Raw genomic sequence first — 18,236 nt, 5'->3', positions numbered from 1 at the left:
CCTCACTTGGTTCTTCTCATTCGCCGGACGGATTCGTTTCTTGTAGTCCGAGTCGCCGGATACTACATGAAGCCGTGGGGAAAATCAGTCCGCTGTCGGTCGCGTGCCGTTGGGGCATTGCGCGGCGGTCCTGCCGGCCTTGGCCTGCTATACCTATTGGGCCCTGTCCGCGCTGGACGCAGCGGCGCATCGCGCGGGCGGCTCACCCATTTTCAGCCAAGGAGCATCCCATGGAGCACCTCGTACTCACGGTCATCGCCGAGGATCAGCCGGGGCTGGTCGAGCGGCTGGCCCAATGCATCGCCGACCACGGCGGCAACTGGCTGGAGAGCCGCATGTCGCGCATGGCCGGGCAGTTCGCCGGCATCCTGCGGGTAGCCGTGCCGGCGCCGGCCCACGCCGAACTCAGCGCCGCGCTGCAAGGGCTGCAGGCCCAGGGCATTCGCGTCCTGCTGGCGCACAGCGGCGCGGAGCCGGAGACGAACTGGCAGGAGATCCAGCTGGAACTGGTGGGCAACGACCGCCCGGGCATCGTGCGCGACATCACCCGGCTGCTGGCCGAGCACGGCATCAACCTGGAAAGCCTGGACACCGACGTGCTGCCGGCGCCGATGAGCAGCGAACCGCTGTTCCGCGCCGAGGCGCGCCTGGCGGTGCCCAGCGAGCTGTCGCTGGAACTGCTGCAGCAGCGTCTGGAAACCCTGGCCGATGACCTGATGGTGGAACTCAGGCTGCAGCCGGCGGAGCAGGCGTAGGTGCTCAGCCGGCGCTTTTGCGCATCAGGCGCCAGGCGTCCAGGCTGTACACCGCAAGGCCGGCCCAGATGCAGAAGAACGCCAGCTGCCTGTCCACCGGGAAGGGCTCGCCGAACACCTGCACGGCGAGGATCAGCAGCAGCGTCGGCGTCAGGTACTGCAAGAAGCCCAGGGTCGAGTAGGGCAGGTGGCGCGCGGCGGCGTTGAAGCCCAGCAGCGGGACCAGCGTCACCGGCCCGGCGGCCATCAGCCAGAGCGCCTCGGGGGTGGTCCAGAAGGCCGGCTCGGTGCTCGCGCCGCTGCCGAAGAACAGCAGCCAGGCCGCGGCGACCGGCAACAGCAGCCAGGTTTCCACCACCAGCCCCGGCAGGGCGGCCACCGGCGCCTGCTTGCGCAGCAGGCCGTAGGTGCCGAAGCTCAGCGCCAGCACGATGGAGATCCAGGGAAACTCGCCAAGCGTCAGCAACTGCAGGCTGACCCCCACTGCCGCCATCGCCACGGCCAGCCATTGCAAGGGCCGCAGGCGCTCGCGCAGCACCACCAGCCCGAGCAGCACGTTGACCAGCGGGTTGATGTAGTAGCCGAGGCTGGCCTCGACCATGCGGTCATGGTTCACCGCCCAGACGTAGATCAGCCAGTTGGCCGCGATCAGCACGCTGGAAATGGCCAGCACGCCGAGGCGCCGCGGATGCGTCAGCAGCTCGCGCCACCAGCCCGGATGGCGCCAGAGCAGCAGCACCAGGGTGCCGAACACCGCCGACCAGATGACGCGCTGGGTGACGATCTCGAGCGCGGCGAATTGCTCGAGGGACTTGAAGTAGAGCGGAAACATGCCCCAGATGCTGAAGGTCGCCAGCCCCAGCAGGTAACCTTTGCGCAGATCGGCAGTAGCCATGGAGTCCTTAGATGGCAACGGGAGGCCGGCCATTGTGCGCCGCAATGTCGCACTTGTCTGCTGGTATCACTCTCTGCAATGCGTCGATGGGGAACACGGCCCGGCTGGTCCCGTCAGAGTTCGAAACGGCAGTCCATTGGAGGCAGCATGAAACTTCGCACCCAGGTGGCCCTGGTCACCGGCAGCACCCACGGTATCGGCCGTGGTATTGCCAGTGAGACTGGCGCAGGAAGGCGCCGATGTGGTGCTCAACGGCCGCGAGGACGATGCCGAGGCGCGCGAGAGCGTCGAACAGGTGCGGCGTTGCGGGCGCCGCGCCTGCTTCATCGCCGCCGACGTCGGCCGGGTCGAGGAGTGCCGGCGGCTGGTGCGCGAGAGCGTCGAGCGCATGGGCCGGCTGGATATCCTGGTCAACAATGCCGGCGTGCAGACGCATGCGGCATTCCTCGATGCCCGCGAGGACGACTACGATCGGGTACTGGACGTCAACCTGCGCGGGCCGTTCTTCCTCGCCCAGGCCTTCGCCCGCTATCTGCGCGAGCAGGGCCGCGGCGGGCGCATCATCAACAACAGCTCGGTGCATGAAGAACTGCCGCACCCCAACTTCACCGCCTACTGCGCGAGCAAGGGCGGCCTGAAGATGCTGATGCGCAACATCGCCATCGAGCTCGCCCCGCTCGGCATCACGGTGAACAACGTGGCCCCGGGAGCCGTGGAGACGCCGATCAACCGCGAGCTGATGAGCCAGCCGGACAAGCTCGCCAGCCTGCTGCAGAACATTCCCGCAGGGCGCCTCGGCCGGCCACACGACGTGGCTGGCGTGGTCGCCTTCCTGGCCTCGGCGGACGCCGAGTACATCACCGGAGCTACACTGGTAGTCGATGGTGGCCTGTAGGGTCTGTTGACGTTTCGGACGCGGCCGCGACGGAGCCGGTTTTTACGCGAGGCAAGGCGCGAGCCGTGAAGTCTGGTGGTCCCAAACGAACGGCGAGCAACGCAGCATCGCGTAAAAACCGGCCCGTCCCTTCGGGTTGCGCGGCAAATGACGCCATGCGGCGTTGCGGGACTTGACAAGGGAATGGCCATTGCCTGCGTCCCGCGCCTTGCCTGGCGTCATTTGGCGCAGCAACGCGGCGTGCGGCGAAACGTCAACAGACCCTATGGGAACTACAGCGAGCAGTGAATGACCGATACCCAGACGCATCCCCCGTTCGACTACGACACCAGCGCCGTCTCCGCGGCCGACACCCTGACCCCGGCCGACCGCTATCAGGAGCTGTTCGTCGCGGTGCAGATGCAAGGGGTGTTCGCCGACAGCAAGACCTTCGTCGACTGCGCGCCGCTGCATCACCCGGAGCTGATCCTCGAGCGCTACCGGACCCGCTGCGGCGATCCCGGGTTCGACCTGAAGGCCTTCGTCGCCGAGCACTTCAGCCACTACCGGCTGCCTGCCAAGGAATTCGTCGCCAACCCCGACGACAGCCTGGCCGAGCACATCGACCGGCTCTGGCCGGTGCTCACCCGGCATCCGCAGGAACACCCCGCGTACTCCTCGCTGCTGCCGCTGCCGCACGACTACGTGGTGCCGGGCGGACGCTTCACCGAGCTGTACTACTGGGATTCCTACTTCACCATGCTCGGCCTCGACGAGAGCGGGCGCTGCGACCTGCTGCGCTCGATGGCCGACAACTTCGCCTACCTGATCGACACCTACGGGCATGTGCCCAACGGCAACCGCACCTATTACCTGGGGCGCTCGCAGCCGCCGGTGTTCGCCCTGATGACCGAGCTGTTCGAGGAAACCGGCGTGCATCGGGCCAGTGATTACCTGCCGCAGCTGCGCAAGGAATACGCCTTCTGGATGGATGGCAGCGACTCGCTGCGCCCGGGCGAGTCGCACCGGCGCTGCGTCTGCCTGGCCGACGGGGTGGTGCTCAACCGCTACTGGGACGAGCGCGACACCCCGCGCGAGGAATCCTATCGCGAGGATGTCGAGACGGCGCGTGCCAGCGGCCGGCCGCGCCACGAGGTCTATCGCGACCTGCGCGCCGGCGCCGAATCGGGCTGGGACTTCAGCTCGCGCTGGCTGGACGATGCGCACCGCCTGAGCACCATCCGCACCACCGGTATCCTGCCGGTGGACCTCAACAGCCTGCTCTACCGGCTGGAGCGGCAGATCGCCGAACTCTCCGCAGTGAAGGGCCAGTCGGCCTGCGCAGCCGAATTCCGCCAGCGTGCCGCGACGCGGCTGGCGGCGATCGATCGCTACCTATGGAACCCGCAGGTTGGCGCCTACTTCGATTACGACTGGCAGGGCCGGCGCCAGCGCGACAACCTCACCGCTGCCACCCTGGCGCCGTTATTCGTGCAACTGGCCAGCGCCGAGCAGGCCGCCGCGGTCGCCGGCATCGTGCGCACGCGCCTCCTGGCCCCCGGCGGGTTGTCGACCACCGAGATCGCCGGCAGCGGCGAGCAATGGGATCGGCCCAACGGCTGGGCGCCGTTGCAGTGGATCGGCATTCGCGGATTGCAGCACTACGGGCACGACGCGCTGGCGCTGGACATCGAGGCGCGTTGGCTGAGCATCGTCGGCCACCTGTTCGAACGCGAAAGCAAGCTGGTCGAGAAGTACGTATTGCGGCCCTGTACCGAACACGCCGGCGGCGGTGAGTATCCGCTGCAGGATGGTTTCGGCTGGACCAATGGCGTTACCCGCAAACTGATGCAGGAAGACCCCAGCCACCAGGCCAACCGCTGCCGTGCCGGGCATTGCCGCGCGCAATGGGCCGATGCGCGCGAGCACAGCAGGCAAAGGGCGCCCTGATGGCCGGACGGCCGCTCACGGGCGGCGGTAGGTCAGCAGCACGATGCCGGTGACGACGATCAGCCCGCCGACGATCTGCCCCGGATTGAGCAACTGATCGAGCACCAGCCAGCCCAGCAGCAGGCTGGCCAGCGGCTCGACGTTCATCACCGGCGCGTTGCGCGGCATGTCCAGCCGCGGCACCGAGACGAACAGGGTGATGAAGCCCGTGCCGTAGAGCGCCACCAGCGCCGCCAGCGCCAGCCAGCCGGTGCTGCTGGCCGGCAGGGCGAGCCCGCCGGGCAGGACGCCGCTGAATCCGGCGAGATTGGCGCTGGCGAACACGATCAGCATGGTCAGCATGCTGCGCACCGAACCGCGCAGCGTCGACAGCTTGTGATCGGTGACCCACAGCGCGCAGGCGAAGGCCGTGGCGGCGCAGAACGCCAGCGTCACGCCCAGCGCCCACTGCGGGCCGCCGGCTGTGTCGCTGGCCAGCCGCGCGGGCACGTCCAGCACCAGCGCCAGACCGACGAGGATCACCCCCATCAGTGCCGCGGTACGTGCCGTCGGCCGGGGGCCGCCCAGCGCCCAGGTCAGCAGGGCCAGGAGGATCGGAAACAGATTCGCCACCAGCAAGGCGATGGCCACGGGAATGCGTGCCACCGCCGAATACAGGCACAGGCTCTGTATCGCGATCAGCAGGCCGAGCAGCAGCTGCCAGCGCCAGGTGGCGGCGCCCAGGCGGACGGGCTGGCGCTGCCAGGCCACCAGGGCGGCGAGCGCCAGCAGGGTGCCGCCGGAGCGCATCAGGATCGCCAGCAGCACGCCGGCGCCGTCGTCGAAGGCGATCCGCGCCGCGATGTGGTTGCCGGCGAAGGCGCAACCGAGGCAGAGCAGCAGGAGCACGGCGATGTGGCGCGCAAAGGGTGTCGCTGCGAAAACAGCGGGGGGCGTGGACATGGACTTCTCTTGTCAGGGGTTGCCGTTTCGCCGTAAGCCGCGCCGCTGCGAGAGCTCCATCGTAGGAGCGGGCCATGCCCGCGAAGTTTTGCAGCGGGCCAGTTCGCGAGCATGGCTCGCTCCTGCAAGGCGCGAAAGGCCGAATGATCGCCGGCCCGCATGGTGACAGCAAGCCACGTCAGGGGCGGCGATAGGGATTCGCCGTCACCGGGGACAGGTCGAAGGTGCCTCTCTCGACGAAGCGCTGGGTGCCGAACAGGCCGCCGGCGAGCTTGCCGCGCAGCACATAGGGCACTTCCTGCATGTCGATGTTTTCGGCAAGGCCCAGCGCCTGGCGTGCCGCGGAGAAGGCCGAGATGGTCACCGGCACGCTGAGCACCGTTTCGCCGAAACGTGGCACCGTGCCGCGCTGGTCGCTGACGCCGCTGGCCAGCCGCCGGCCGTTGACCTCCAGGTCCAGCGCGACGCCGTTGTAGTCGATGGCGCCGTCGTTGGGATTCTGCAGGCGCAGCCGGACCAGGAAGCGCAGCTCCAGGCCTTCGCCCTGCAACGGCTGGATGCCGGCGACCTGGACGTTGAGCGGATCGCGCGGCGCAAGGGCGGCGCAGGCGCCCAGGGCCAGTGCGAGCAAGGCCACCAGCAGCAGGCGCAGGGTTCGCGCCGGGGAATGGCGCTCGTGGAATGTGTGCACTCAGGCTTTCCTGTCCAGGTTCTTGATGCCTTGCAGCAGCTCGATGGGCAGCGGGAAGACGATGGTCGAGTTCTTGTCGCCGGCGATGTTGCTCAGCGTCTGCATGTAGCGCAACTGCATGGCGCCCGTCTGGCGGCCGAGCATCTCGGCGGCCTGCATGAGCTTCTCCGAGGCCTGCAACTCGCCCTCGGCATGAATGACCTTGGCCCGTCGCTCGCGTTCCGCCTCGGCCTGGCGGGCGATGGCGCGGATCATGGATTCGTCGAGGTCGACGTGCTTGATCTCGACGTTGGACACCTTGATCCCCCAGGCATCGGTCTGCGCGTCCAGCACCTGCTGGATGTCGTTGTTGAGCTGCTCGCGCTCGGCGAGCATGTCGTCCAGATCGTGCTTGCCGAGCACCGCGCGCAGCGTGGTCTGCGCCAGCTGGCTGGTGGCCGAGTGGTAGTCCTCGACCTGGATGATCGCCTTCTCCGCGTCCAGCACGCGATAGTAGACCACCGCGTTGACCTTCACCGAGACGTTGTCGCGGGAAATCACGTCCTGGGTCGGTACGTCCAGCACCAGGGTACGCAGGTCGACCCGGACCATCTGCTGCAGGCCGGGAATCACCAGGATCAGCCCCGGCCCCTTGACCTTCCAGAAGCGCCCGAGCTGGAACACCACGCCGCGCTGGTACTCGCGCAGGATGCGGAACGCCGAGGCGACCAGGCCTGCCAGCAGCACCAGCAGGACGATGAAACTCATTTCATAACCCATGATTCAGCTCCTCTTTCATAGGGGCGACCTCCAGTTGCAGGCCGTGCCGGGCGACTACGCGCACCTGCTGCCCGGCCTGCAGCGGCGTGGCGCTGCGGATCTGCCAGTTCTCGCCCTGCAGGTGGGCCCAGCCGTTCGACGGCGCTTGCGGCTGCACCGCGCTGACCACCGCCAGGCTGCCGATCAGTTCGCTGTCGCCGCCGACCAGTTGCCGGCGCCGCGCTCGCAACGCCATGGCGACGATGGCGAATACCAGCAGCGCGCTGGCCAGGCCCAGCGGCACGATCAGCCACAGCGGAATGCCGTAGCCGGGCACCTCGGTGTCGATGAGGATCACCGCGCCGACGACGAACGCGGCGACGCCGCCGATGCCCAGCACGCCGAAACTCGGCAGGAACGCCTCGGCCACCATGAAGGCGATACCGAGCAGGATCAGCGCCACCCCGGCGTAGTTCACCGGCAGCAGTTGCAGCGCGTAGAGCGCGAGGATCAGGCAGATGCCACCGAGCACGCCGCCGGCACCGATACCGGGGTTGGAGAACTCCAGGATCAGCCCGTAGATGCCGATCATCATCAGGATCAGCGCCACGCTGGGGTTGGTGATCACCGCCAGCAGGCGCACCCGCCAGTCCGGCGCGTGCTCGATCAGCTCGGCGCCGGCGGTCTGCAGTTGCACCTCGGCGGAAACGGTCCGCAGCGTCTTGCCGTCGAGCTGCGCCAGGAGGTCGGCGAGATCGCTGGCCAGGTAGTCGATCACCTTGAGCTCCAGCGCCTCCGACGCGGACAGGCTGACCGCCTCGCGCACGGCCTGTTCGGCCCACTCGGCATTGCGCTCGCGCAGCTGGGCGAGGCCGCGGATATAGGCGGAGGCGTCGTTGATCTGCTTGCGGCTCATGGCATCGCCGGGCGCCTGCGGGGCTTGCTCCTCGTCGGCATCCGGTTGCTGTGGCGGGGCGCCGGGCATGCCGCCACCGATCTGCACCGGCGTCGCCGCGCCGAGATTGGTGCCGGGGGCCATCGCCGCGACATGGCTGGCATAGAGCATGTAGGTGCCGGCGCTCGCCGCGCGCGCGCCGCTGGGCGTCACGTAGGTGGCGACCGGCACCGGGCTGGCGAGGATTTCCTTGATGATCGCGCGCATCGAACTGTCGAGGCCGCCGGGAGTGTCCAGCTGCAGCACGAGCAGCTGGGCGGCTTCGTCCCGCGCATGCTGCAGCCCGCGGATGATGTAGTCGGCGCTGGCCGGACCGATCGCGCCCTCCACGCGCAGCACCGTCACCGGTGCCGCGGCCGCTGCCGAACCGGCCAGCGCGAACAGCAGGAGCAGCAGCCAGCCCAGGCGCAGGGGCAGGTGGCGAGACATGGGTTATCCTCCGCAGGCAGCTCGGCGATCGGCCCGGTATCTGTTCAGCGTAGACGACCGGGGGCGGGGCACCCGTGGCTGCGCCGGTTCGCCGCTGCCGGCGTCCGGCCGAACCCGTGCCCGGTAACCGCCACAGCCCCCTGGCGGGTGCCGACAGCAGAAGGAGCCGACCATGCGCGCCCACCATCCTGACCACGGCCATGCCGGAGAAGCAGGGCCGTTCTGCCCGCCGATGCGGGCGAGGTGGCGGTGATGCCGGCGCCCCGCAACAAGACCGTCGAGGCGTTGATGCGCGCCGTACGCTGGGTCGGGTTGGTGGCCTGTACGCTGGCCGCGTTCGGCTACCTGGCCATCGGCAACTACAACATGGCCGGGCTGATGCTGGCGCTGGCCGTGCTGTCCTGGATCAATATCCGCCGCAAGCGCGCAGCGGAGCCGCCGCGACGCTGAGCACCTCAGCGCCCGCGCCGGCCGAGGACCAGGCCGATGCCCAGCGCCAGCAGCGCGCCGGCGCCCAGCGCCAGTCGGCCGGGCGTCGACGAGTCGAGTGCGAGCGCCTGCTGGCGGGCCTGGTCGCCGAAGCGGCCGTCGATGCGATGCAGGCCTTCGACCGGCTGGAAGAGGTTGTCCGGGCGCCCGTCCGCTTCCGCCTCGGCGCTCATCTGGCCGTCCCAGGCCCGCCTGGCCAGCAGCCGGTCGAGCAGGCCGGGCATCAACAGCGTGCCGATGATCGCCTTCAGGCTCGCGCTGCCGACCCAGAGTTCGCGCGGCGCCTCGCGGGCGGCGCGCAGGATGGCCCGCGCGGCGACTTCCGGCGTGTGGATCGGCGGCACCGGCTGCACGCGCCGGCCCAGCTTGTTGCGGGCCCAGTCGAACTGCGGCGTGTCGTGCGCCGGCAGCTGGACCATGGTCAGGCGGATGGCGCTGGCGTCATGGAGCAGCTCGCAGCGCAGCGCGTCGGTGAAACCGCGCACGGCGAACTTGGCCCCGCAATAGGCCGATTGCAGCGGGATGGCGCGGTAGGCCAGCGCCGAGCCGACCTGGACGATGGTGCCGCGGTTGCGCGGGCGCATGCAGCGCAGGGCGGCGAGGGTGCCGTGCACGCAGCCCAGGTAGGTCACCTCGGTGACGCGGCGGATTTCCTCGGCGCTCAATGCGCTGGCCGGGGCGAACACCGTGGCCATCGCCGCATTGACCCAGATCTCGATCGGCCCCAGTTCCGCCTCGATGCGCGTCGCCGCGGCGTCCAGCGCGGCAGCGTCGGCGACGTCGAGCGGGATCGCCAATACCTGTGCCCCCATCGCCTGCAACTGCCTGGCAGTCTCCTGCAGGCCCTGTTCGCCGCGCGCGATCACGGCGACCCGGTAGCCGGCCCCGGCAAAGCCGCGGGCGGCGGCGCGGCCGACGCCGGCGGTTGCACCACAGATCACCACGGTCGCGTCGCTCATCGCTGGATCCCCTCCGTTGCACTGGCCAATGGCGCGGCGCGCCTGTGTAGAGACGACCCGGGCAGCGCCCGGCGAGTTCCGGCGCGCTCCGCTGGCATGCCCGAGCGGGGAACTCGGCTATCGACCTTCGGCCAATGGCGGCGATGGCGCGGCTCTGTAATAGTTAGCAGGCTAAGAGACGAAGCTTGGCAACGCCCTTGGCTCAAAAGGCGAAGCGGCGTGACGCATCGGGCGCGCCCGCATACGAGCCGGCCGCTCGCGTCCATCCCCTCCCGTGCCTGTCAGGCACCCTCGGCGGCTTATCCAGTCGCCACGGTTTTCCGGTCGCTGCCGCTGGCGGCGATCCGCTGTTCCTTCCCCGCGGCAGGCATGGCCGGCGATAAGGAACCTCGCCGGGCCGGTCAGGTCGATTCCTGAGCAGGCCCCTCGGGCCCAATCCGACCGACGGAGACCATGATGGATCTTGTCCGCATCATTTGTGCGATTCTGCTGCCGCCGCTGGGAGTGTTCCTGCAAGTGGGTTTCGGCGGCGCCTTCTGGCTGAACATCCTGCTGACCCTGCTCGGCTACATTCCCGGCATCATCCACGCCGTCTGGATCATCGCCCGGCGCTGAGCGGGCCTGCCGGTTCCGCCTGTCATCGGCCTTTTGTGCTCGACGGGCTTGCCGTGTAGAGTCGCGTGACGCGGGCGCAACGGAACCTATCGCGCGCCAAACACTCAAGAACACGCCAGCATCGGAGCATGACCGCCGAGGACGCATGCGCCGCGCATGTGCTCGACAGTCGGGCGGCGCAAAGGGAGCCAGATGAGCGAGTCCTTCATCGACCAGAACAATTTCAGGCGCATCCTCAATCGCAATGTCGCCGTGCCGCTGGGCTTCGGTTTTCTCAGTGCGTTCTTCTTCAGCGCCATCGTCTATTACCTGCTCAGCGTCAGCCACGCGGTCGACCGTTCGGTGCGGGGCGTGGCCCATGCCCACGAGGCGCTGCGGCTGGTGGCCGAACTGGAAACCGGCATGCGCGGCTATCTGATCGCCGGCGAGGATGCCTTCCTCGAGCCCTATCACGAGGGGCTGGCGGCGATCGGTCGCGAACTGGAGCGGCTCAAGGATTACTCGCGGGACGATCCGCTGCAGCTGGGCCGTATCGAGAAAATCGAGGCGTTGCATCGGCGCTGGCTCGGCTTCGCCGAGCAGGCCATCGAGCGCCGCGAGGATGGTCGTTCGATCATCGCCTATGTCCGTACCGGGCGTGGTCTCGGCCTGACCACCCAGCGGCGCGCGCTGTTGAATGAATTCATTGCCACCGAGCGACAGAAGCGTACCGACCTCACCGGCCGCTCGGAGGTGATCACCACCGCGCTGATCGGCGGTTTCCTGCTGTTCAGCCTGCTCTTCAGCGGTTTGCTGGTGTTCCTCGGCCGGCGCGACCTGACGGCGCTGTCGGCGAGTTATTCCTCGTCGCTGAGCCGGCAGCGGGCCCACGCCGAGGCGCTGGAGAAGCAGGCCTGGTACCGCACCGGGCAGACGCAGCTGGGCGAGGCGATCATCGGTGAACTGACCCTGCCGGCGCTGGGCCAGGGCGTGCTGGGCTTCCTTGCGCATTACCTCGACGTGGCCGTCGGCGCGCTGTTCGTGGTGCAGGACGGCAAGCTGCAGCGGGTCGCCGAGTACGCCTACGATTCCGCTCATCTGCAGGGCGGCCGGACCCTGGAGTTCGGCTCCGGTCTGGTTGGTCAGGTTGCCCTGGAGCGCCGCCTGCTGGCGCTGGAGAACCTGCCGGCCGATTACCTGAAGGTGACCTCGGAGCTGGGCGAGGCCACGCCGCGTTCGGTGCTGTTGGTGCCGCTGGAGGACAGCGGCATGCTCAACGGCGTGATCGAGCTGGGCTTCCTGCGCCCGCTGCGCGAGGAGGACAGCGAGTTGCTGCGGCGCATCGGCGCCACCATCGGCTCGGCCATCGAGGCGGCGCGCTATCGCCAGCGGCTGCAGAAGGTGCTCGCCGAGACCCAGCAACTCAACGAGGAACTGCAGGTGCAGCAGGAAGAGCTGCGCGCCGCCAACGAGGAGCTGGAGGAGCAGTCCAGTGCCCTGCGCGAGTCGCAGACGCACCTGGAAGAGCAGCAGGCCGAACTGGAGCAGACCAACGAGCAACTGGCCGAGCAGGCCGATATCCTGGCCCGCCAGCGCGACGAGATGGACGAGAAGAACCGGCGCCTGCACGACGCCCGGCTGATGCTCGAAGCGCGCGCCGACGAGCTGCAGCGCGCCAGCCGCTACAAGTCCGAATTCCTCGCCAACATGTCCCACGAGTTGCGCACGCCGCTGAACAGCTCGCTGATCCTGGCCAAGCTGCTGGCGGACAATCCCGAAGGCAACCTCAGCGAGGACCAGGTGCAGTTCGCCCGCTCGATCTATTCGGCCGGCAACGATCTGCTCACCTTGATCAACGACATCCTCGACATCTCCAAGGTCGAAGCCGGCAAGCTCGAGGTGCATCCCGAGCTGACGATCCTCTCCCGCCTGGTCGACGGCCTGAAGAACCTGTTCCTGCCCCTGGCCAGGGAGAAATCGCTCGCCTTCGAGGTGGTGCTGGGCGACGACCTGCCGTCGACGCTGTTCAGCGACCGTCATCGCTTGGAGCAGATTCTCAAGAACCTGCTGGCCAATGCCTTCAAGTTCACCGAGAAGGGCACGGTGACCCTGCGCGTCGAGCGGCACGCCGGTGGCCAGCTGGCCTTTGCCGTCAGCGATACCGGCATCGGCATCTCGGTCGAACAGCAGGCGGCGATCTTCGAGGCCTTCCGCCAAGCCGACGGCACCACCAATCGCCGTTATGGCGGCACCGGCCTGGGCTTGTCGATTTCCCGCGAACTGGCGCAACTGCTCGGCGGACAGATCAGCGTGCAGAGCGCGCCCGGCGCCGGCAGCACTTTCACCCTGCTGGTGCCGGAGAATTACAGCGCGGCACCGCTCGCCGAGCCGGTTGCGCCGCCGCCGGTGGCTGCCGAGCCGGTCGACGCCGCTCCGCATGGCGAGGCGCCGGCGGCGGCGGCGCGCACCGTGCCCGCGGTCGCGCGCTTGCCCGACGATCGCGACGACCTGCCGTTCAAGGAGCGCTGCGTGCTGGTGATCGAGGACGAGCCGCAGTTCGCCAGGATCCTGCGCGATCTCGCCCATGAGCTGCGGTTCAGCTGCCTGATCGCGCAGAACGCCGACGACGGCTTCGACACCGCGGCCCAGTACAAGCCCGACGCGATCCTGCTCGACATGCGCCTGCCCGACCATTCCGGCCTGACCGTGCTCGAGCGCCTCAAGGAAAATCCGACGACCCGGCACATACCGGTGCACGTGGTGTCCGTCGAGGACCGCAGGGAGGCCGCGCTGCAGATGGGCGCGGTGGGCTACGCCATGAAGCCGGCGACCCGCGACGAACTCAAGGCGGTGTTCGGCCGCCTGGAGGCCAAGCTGGTGCAGAAGGTCAAGCGCATCCTGCTGGTGGAAGACGACGCTCGCCAGCGCGAGAGCATGTCGCGGCTGATCGAGGACGTCGACATCGAGATCACTGCCGTGGAGTTCGGCGAGCAGGCGCTCGAGCTGCTGCGCAGCACCGTGTTCGACTGCATGATCATCGACCTCAAGCTGCCGGACATGGACGGCAGCGAACTGCTCGAGCGCATGGCCAAGGAGGACATCTGCTCGTTCCCGCCGGTGATCGTCTACACCGGGCGCAACCTCACCCGCGACGAGGAGGCGGCGCTGCTCAAGTATTCGCGCTCGATCATCATCAAGGGCGCGCGCTCGCCGGAGCGCCTGCTCGACGAGGTCACGCTGTTCCTGCACAAGGTCGAATCGGACATGCCGCCGGAGCGGCAGAAGATGTTGAAGAGCGCGCGCAGCCGCGAGAAGGCCTTCGAGGGACGCAGGATCCTGGTGGTCGACGACGACGTGCGCAACGTCTTCGCCCTGACCAGCGCGCTGGAGCACAAGGGCGCGCGGGTGGAGATCGCCCGCAACGGCCTGGAGGCGATCGACAGGTTGCAGCAAGACGGCACCATCGACCTGGTGCTGATGGACATCATGATGCCGGAGATGGACGGCTTCACCGCCATGCAGGAGATCCGCAAGGACCCGCGCCTGGCCAAGCTGCCGATCATCGCCGTCACCGCCAAGGCCATGAAGGACGACCAGGAGCGCTGCCTGCGCGCTGGCGCCAATGATTACCTGGCCAAGCCCATCGACCTCGACCGGCTGTTCTCGCTGATCCGCGTCTGGCTGCCGAAAGTGGAGCTGCTGTGAAATGCCCGAGCGCAACGTCGAAATCGAACTCAAGCTGCTGATCGAGGCCATCTACCTCAAGTACAGCTACGATTTCCGCGACTACTCCGGCGCCTCGCTCAAGCGCCGGGTGCTCTTGGCGGTGAAGCAACTGAACTGCGGGAACATCTCCGCGCTGCAGCGCAAGATTCTCTACGACGCCCAGGCCTTCATGGACCTCTTGCAATACCTGACCATCCCGGTCAGCGAGATGTTTCGCGACCCCGGCTACTACCGGGCGCTGCGCGAGCAGGTGGTGCCGGTGCTGCGCACCTACCCGTCGCTGAAGATCTGGATCGCCGGCTGCAGTACCGGCGAGGAAGTCTATTCGATGGCCATCCTGCTGCACGAAGAGGGCCTGCTCGAACGCTCGCTCATCTATGCCACCGACATCAACCCGCGCTCGCTGGAGCAGGCGCGCCAGGGCATCTTCGCCATCGAACACCTGCGCCAGTACACCGCCAATTACCAGCAGGCCGGGGGCACGCGCAGCTTTTCCGACTACTACACCGCCGCCTATGACTCGGCGATCATGGATAAGGCATTGAAAGAAAAGGTTACCTTTGCCGATCACAGCCTGGCGACCGATAGCGTATTTTCCGAAACCCAGCTGATCTCCTGCCGCAACGTGCTGATCTACTTCAACAAGCCGCTGCAGGACCGTGCCTTCGGCCTGTTCCATGAATCGCTCTGCCACCGGGGTTTCCTCGGCCTGGGCAGCAAGGAAACCGTCGAATTCTCGGCCTATGCCGGACTCTACGAGCCGTTCGACAAACAGGAGAGGATCTTCCGCAAGCTATGAGCAGCGTTGCGCGGACCATCTTGCGCGGTAAGCGCCAGCCTCCGGTCGACGCCGTGGTGATCGGCACCTCGGCCGGCGGCCTGGAGGCGCTGAGTGTCGTGCTGCATGGCCTGCCTGCCGGTTTCCGTCTGCCGCTGCTGGTGGTCCAGCACGTGTCGGCCCAAGGGCCGACGCACCTGGCCGAGATCTTCCAGCGCAAGACCGCGATGACGGTCAAGGAAGTCGACGACAAGGAAGCGGTGTGCGGCGGCACGGTGTATTTTGCCGCGCCCGGCTACCATCTGTTGGTCGAAAGCGATCACAGCCTGTCGCTGAGCCAGGACGATGCGGTGAATTTCTCGCGGCCTTCCATCGACGTGCTGTTCGAATCCGCGGCCGACGCCTGGGGGCCGAACCTGGCGGGGGTCCTGCTCACCGGCGCCAACGAGGACGGCGCCGCCGGCCTCGAGGCGATCCACCGCAGCGGCGGACTGACCGTTATCCAGGACCCCGCCGAGGCCGCGGTAGCGACCATGCCCCGTGCTGCGCTCCAGCGCTTTGCGCCGGATCATATTCTGCCCCTGCGCGACATCCATCGACTGTTGCGAGAACTGGAGTGACCATGCCCGACCGTACCGACGAGGTGAACCTGCTGATCGTCGATGACCTGCCGGAGAACCTGCTGGCACTGGATGCGCTGCTGCAGGCGCCCGGCATCCACGTGCACCAGGCCGAGTCGGCCGAGCAGGCGCTGGAACTGCTGCTGCGCCACGAGTTCGCCCTGGCCATTCTCGACGTACAGATGCCCGGCATGGACGGTTTCCAGCTGGCCGAGCTGATGCGCGGCACCGAGCGCACCAAGCAGATCCCCATCGTCTTCGTCAGCGCTGCCGGCCGCGAGCTCGACTATGCCTTCAAGGGCTACGAGAGCGGCGCCGTGGATTTCATGCACAAGCCGCTGGATGCCCATGCGGTACGCAGCAAGGTCAGCGTGTTCGTCGACCTGTACCGCAGTCGCAAGCGCCTGGCGCGCCAGCTCGAAGCGCTGGAGAAAAGTCGGCGCGAGCAGGAGGTGCTGCTCGACGAGCTACGCAATACCAAGGCGGAGCTGGAAAACGCCGTACGCATGCGTGACGACTTCATGTCGGTCGTCTCGCACGAGTTGAAAACGCCGTTGAACACGCTGATTCTCGAGGTGCAGCTGCGCAAGCTGCAACTGAGCCGCAACAACCTCGCCGCGTTCGACGAGCGCAAGCTGCGCAGCATGGTGGACAAGGACGAGCGCCAGATCCAGAGCCTGATCCGCCTGATCGACGACATGCTGGACGTCTCGCGCATCCGCACCGGCAAGCTGTCGATCCGCCCCTCGCGCTTCGACCTCGCGCAGCTGGTGGGCAACGTCGTCGAGAGCTTTGCCGCGCAGATGGAGGCCAAGGGCTGCCAGCTGCAACTGGAGAAGAGCGCGCCGATCCTGGGCGTCTGGGACGGGTTCCGCATCGAGCAGGTGCTGGCCAACCTGCTGACCAATGCGATGCGCTACGGCGCCGGCAAGCTGGTTCAGGTCAGCGTTGCGCCATGCCCGGAGGGCGCCTGCATCGAAGTGCGCGACCATGGCATCGGCATCAGTCCGAAGAGCCTGACGCGCATCTTCTGCCAGTTCGAGCGCGCCGAAGGCAGCGAAGGCAGCGCCGGGCTGGGGCTCGGCCTGTTCATCGCCGACCAGATCGTCAAGGCGCACGGGGGGCACATCGAGGTGGAGAGCGAGGAAGGGCGGGGCTCGCTGTTCCGGGTGCTGTTGCCGCTGGGTGAGGGCTAGGGCCGCCGCTGGGGCGTAATGCGTAGGAGCGCGCCGTGCGCGCGAATCGCGGGCGCGGCCCGCTCCTACATAGTGATCTTGCAAGCGGCTTGCCGCCTAGGACGAACAGCTGATCTCCAGGTGCTTGCCCCACTCCGGTGGGCGTTCGGCGTAGCGCTGCATACCGGGCTGTTCGTCGAAGGGGCGCGAAAGTACCGCGTGCAGTTCGCGCACCGGGCCATAGTCGCCCTGTTCCGCCGCCTCGATGGCCTGCTGGGCCAGGTAGTTGCGCAGAATGAATTTCGGGTTCACCGCCTGCATGCGTACCTGGCGCTCGGCCGGGTTGCCGCCTTCGCGGGTGGTTCGCGCCCGGTAATCCTCGGCCCAGGCGTCGAACCCCTTGATATCGACGAAATCCTCGCGCAGGCGCGGCAGGGCCTGGTCGGGCGTCCGTTCGCTGAGTTCACGGAAGAAGTTGGTGTAATCCACCGCGCTGTCCTGCATCAACTGCAGCAGGCGCTGCACCAGGGGCTCGTCGCCATCCTCGGCCTGGCTGAAGCCCAGGCGCCGGCGCATCAGGTCCAGCCACTCGGCCTGGTACAGCGGCAGGAACAGCGCCATGGTTTCGCGCAGCACCTTCACGTCGACGAAGGGCGTCAGCGCCTGCGCCAGCGCGGCGAGGTTCCAGTGGGCGATGGGCACCTGGTTCTCGAAGGAATAGCGACCGCTGTCGTCGGAGTGGTTGCAGATGAAGCGCGCGTCGAAATCGTCGAGGAAGGCGTAGGGGCCGAAGTCGAAGGTGATGCCGAGGATCGACATGTTGTCGGTGTTCATCACCCCGTGGCAGAAGCCGTAGGCCTGCCAGCGTGCGATCAGCGCGGCGGTGCGCTCGAGCACCTGGCGGAACAGCGCGTGGTAGGGCTCGGGATGTTCCAGCAGCTCGGGGAAATGCGCCTCGGCGACGTGGTCGAGCAACTGCTTCAGCTCGGCGTGCTGGCGGGTGTAGTAGAAGAATTCGAAGTGACCGAAGCGCACGTGGCTGGGCGCCAGGCGCAGCAGCATGGCGCCGCGCTCCTGGCGCTCGCGGTACACCGGGGTGTCCGAGCCGACCACGCACAAGGCGCGCGAACTGGGAATGCCCAGCGCGTGCAGGTGTTCGCTGGCGAGGAACTCGCGGATCGACGAGCGCAGCACGGCGCGGCCGTCGCCCATGCGCGAATAGGGCGTCTTGCCGGCGCCCTTGAGGTGCAGGTCCCAGTGCTCGCCGGCGTCGTTGATCACCTCGCCGAGGAGCAGGCCGCGGCCATCGCCCAGTTGCGGGTTGTAGCTGCCGAACTGGTGGCCGGAATAGACCATCGCCCGCGGCTCGGCGGTGGACCAGATCTTGTGCCCGGAGAACAGTTCGGCGAACAGCGGTTGCTGCGCCTCGGCTGGGTCCAGGTCGAGCAGCGCCATCGCCGCTTCGCTGGCCACCATCAGCCGCGGCGTGTCCAGCGGCTGCGGCGACACCTGGGTGGAGAAGGTGTCGCCGAGGCGGGCGAAGCGGTTGTCGAAGCGGAGCTGGGTCAGGGTTTTCAAGTCGCCTCCGGCACGGCATGCAGGCAAGGATAGCCCGGCCGAGGCCGGGCCCGTTCAGGACGTTGGAGGCCGCGAGGCGCCTGGGTGT

15 protein-coding genes and 1 pseudogene are annotated in these 18,236 nt (G+C 67.7%); 9 read left to right on the top strand and 7 right to left on the bottom strand.

Annotated features, from left to right (window positions below; translation table 11 throughout):
• The first annotated feature begins 230 nt into the window (after nt 1-230).
• Nucleotides 231-755, top strand: coding sequence for a glycine cleavage system protein R (locus tag CXK94_RS10680; protein WP_102894336.1), 525 nt, complete (start codon nt 231-233; stop codon nt 753-755).
• A gap of 4 nt (nt 756-759) precedes the next feature.
• On the opposite strand, the gene rarD is transcribed toward CXK94_RS10680, so the two are convergent.
• Nucleotides 760-1,650 (bottom strand): EamA family transporter RarD, encoded by an 891-nt coding sequence (gene rarD / locus CXK94_RS10675; RefSeq protein ID WP_102894335.1) that lies wholly within the window; start codon nt 1,648-1,650, stop codon nt 760-762.
• Nucleotides 1,651-1,797: 147 nt separating this feature from the next.
• On the opposite strand from rarD, the pseudogene CXK94_RS10670 reads away from it, so the two are divergent.
• Nucleotides 1,798-2,545 (top strand): annotated as a pseudogene (locus CXK94_RS10670) (SDR family NAD(P)-dependent oxidoreductase).
• A 288-nt stretch (nt 2,546-2,833) separates the two neighbouring features.
• Nucleotides 2,834-4,474, top strand: a complete 1,641-nt coding sequence (gene treF / locus CXK94_RS10660) for an alpha,alpha-trehalase TreF (RefSeq protein ID WP_102894333.1) — start codon at nt 2,834-2,836, stop codon at nt 4,472-4,474.
• Nucleotides 4,475-4,489: 15 nt separating this feature from the next.
• Here treF and CXK94_RS10655 read toward each other — a convergent pair whose 3' ends face one another.
• From CXK94_RS10655 to CXK94_RS10640, 4 genes are all read right to left on the bottom strand, one after another.
• Nucleotides 4,490-5,416: an EamA family transporter gene (locus CXK94_RS10655; protein WP_037037902.1), complete on the bottom strand. Its 927-nt coding sequence runs from the start codon at nt 5,414-5,416 to the stop codon at nt 4,490-4,492.
• A gap of 178 nt (nt 5,417-5,594) precedes the next feature.
• Complete coding sequence (locus CXK94_RS10650; protein WP_037037900.1) at nt 5,595-6,107, bottom strand: LEA type 2 family protein; 513 nt, start codon at nt 6,105-6,107, stop codon at nt 5,595-5,597.
• Nucleotides 6,108-6,866 (bottom strand): slipin family protein, encoded by a 759-nt coding sequence (locus tag CXK94_RS10645; protein ID WP_037037898.1) that lies wholly within the window; start codon nt 6,864-6,866, stop codon nt 6,108-6,110.
• Nucleotides 6,856-8,229, bottom strand: coding sequence for an NfeD family protein (locus CXK94_RS10640; RefSeq protein ID WP_102894332.1), 1,374 nt, complete (start codon nt 8,227-8,229; stop codon nt 6,856-6,858). Before CXK94_RS10640 ends, CXK94_RS10645 begins: the two co-directional genes overlap by 11 nt.
• Before the next feature lie 252 nt (nt 8,230-8,481).
• On the opposite strand from CXK94_RS10640, the gene CXK94_RS10635 reads away from it, so the two are divergent.
• Nucleotides 8,482-8,679 carry a hypothetical protein gene (locus CXK94_RS10635; protein WP_037038016.1) on the top strand — a complete coding sequence of 66 codons (198 nt, stop codon included), beginning with the start codon at nt 8,482-8,484 and terminating at the stop codon, nt 8,677-8,679.
• Between the two features lie 5 nt (nt 8,680-8,684).
• Here CXK94_RS10635 and CXK94_RS10630 read toward each other — a convergent pair whose 3' ends face one another.
• A complete protein-coding gene (locus CXK94_RS10630) occupies nt 8,685-9,677 on the bottom strand; it encodes an SDR family oxidoreductase (RefSeq protein ID WP_102894331.1) in 993 nt (330 codons plus the stop codon).
• Between the two features lie 456 nt (nt 9,678-10,133).
• Between CXK94_RS10630 and CXK94_RS10625 the strand changes: the two genes are divergently transcribed.
• From CXK94_RS10625 to CXK94_RS10605, 5 genes are all read left to right on the top strand, one after another.
• A complete protein-coding gene (locus tag CXK94_RS10625) occupies nt 10,134-10,292 on the top strand; it encodes a YqaE/Pmp3 family membrane protein (protein WP_037045204.1) in 159 nt (52 codons plus the stop codon).
• Nucleotides 10,293-10,484: 192 nt separating this feature from the next.
• A complete protein-coding gene (locus tag CXK94_RS10620) occupies nt 10,485-13,976 on the top strand; it encodes a response regulator (RefSeq protein WP_102894330.1) in 3,492 nt (1,163 codons plus the stop codon).
• Nucleotide 13,977: 1 nt separating this feature from the next.
• Nucleotides 13,978-14,796 carry a CheR family methyltransferase gene (locus CXK94_RS10615; protein ID WP_102894329.1) on the top strand — a complete coding sequence of 273 codons (819 nt, stop codon included), beginning with the start codon at nt 13,978-13,980 and terminating at the stop codon, nt 14,794-14,796.
• Nucleotides 14,793-15,395 carry a chemotaxis protein CheB gene (locus CXK94_RS10610; RefSeq protein WP_102894328.1) on the top strand — a complete coding sequence of 201 codons (603 nt, stop codon included), beginning with the start codon at nt 14,793-14,795 and terminating at the stop codon, nt 15,393-15,395. Before CXK94_RS10615 ends, CXK94_RS10610 begins: the two co-directional genes overlap by 4 nt.
• Before the next feature lie 2 nt (nt 15,396-15,397).
• Complete coding sequence (locus CXK94_RS10605) at nt 15,398-16,591, top strand: hybrid sensor histidine kinase/response regulator (protein WP_102894327.1); 1,194 nt, start codon at nt 15,398-15,400, stop codon at nt 16,589-16,591.
• A 96-nt stretch (nt 16,592-16,687) separates the two neighbouring features.
• On the opposite strand, the gene selO is transcribed toward CXK94_RS10605, so the two are convergent.
• Nucleotides 16,688-18,148, bottom strand: coding sequence for a protein adenylyltransferase SelO (selO, locus tag CXK94_RS10600; RefSeq protein ID WP_102894326.1), 1,461 nt, complete (start codon nt 18,146-18,148; stop codon nt 16,688-16,690).
• Nucleotides 18,149-18,236: the final 88 nt, after the last annotated feature.

This window comes from Stutzerimonas stutzeri (assembly GCF_002890915.1).
Classification (GTDB): Bacteria; Pseudomonadota; Gammaproteobacteria; order Pseudomonadales; family Pseudomonadaceae; genus Stutzerimonas; species Stutzerimonas stutzeri_AF.
The sequence above is the reverse complement of the archived record's forward strand: the minus strand, read 5'-3'. Positions and strand labels throughout refer to the sequence as shown.

Coding starts and splice junctions, on each gene's coding strand:
- CXK94_RS10680 (WP_102894336.1), top strand. CDS start 231: ATGGAGCACCTCGTACTCACGGTCATCGCCGAGGATCAGCCGGGGCTG.
- rarD (WP_102894335.1), bottom strand. CDS start 1,650: ATGGCTACTGCCGATCTGCGCAAAGGTTACCTGCTGGGGCTGGCGACC.
- treF (WP_102894333.1), top strand. CDS start 2,834: ATGACCGATACCCAGACGCATCCCCCGTTCGACTACGACACCAGCGCC.
- CXK94_RS10655 (WP_037037902.1), bottom strand. CDS start 5,416: ATGTCCACGCCCCCCGCTGTTTTCGCAGCGACACCCTTTGCGCGCCAC.
- CXK94_RS10645 (WP_037037898.1), bottom strand. CDS start 6,866: ATGGGTTATGAAATGAGTTTCATCGTCCTGCTGGTGCTGCTGGCAGGC.
- CXK94_RS10640 (WP_102894332.1), bottom strand. CDS start 8,229: ATGTCTCGCCACCTGCCCCTGCGCCTGGGCTGGCTGCTGCTCCTGCTG.
- CXK94_RS10635 (WP_037038016.1), top strand. CDS start 8,482: ATGCCGGCGCCCCGCAACAAGACCGTCGAGGCGTTGATGCGCGCCGTA.
- CXK94_RS10630 (WP_102894331.1), bottom strand. CDS start 9,677: ATGAGCGACGCGACCGTGGTGATCTGTGGTGCAACCGCCGGCGTCGGC.
- CXK94_RS10625 (WP_037045204.1), top strand. CDS start 10,134: ATGGATCTTGTCCGCATCATTTGTGCGATTCTGCTGCCGCCGCTGGGA.
- CXK94_RS10620 (WP_102894330.1), top strand. CDS start 10,485: ATGAGCGAGTCCTTCATCGACCAGAACAATTTCAGGCGCATCCTCAAT.
- CXK94_RS10615 (WP_102894329.1), top strand. CDS start 13,978: ATGCCCGAGCGCAACGTCGAAATCGAACTCAAGCTGCTGATCGAGGCC.
- CXK94_RS10610 (WP_102894328.1), top strand. CDS start 14,793: ATGAGCAGCGTTGCGCGGACCATCTTGCGCGGTAAGCGCCAGCCTCCG.
- CXK94_RS10605 (WP_102894327.1), top strand. CDS start 15,398: ATGCCCGACCGTACCGACGAGGTGAACCTGCTGATCGTCGATGACCTG.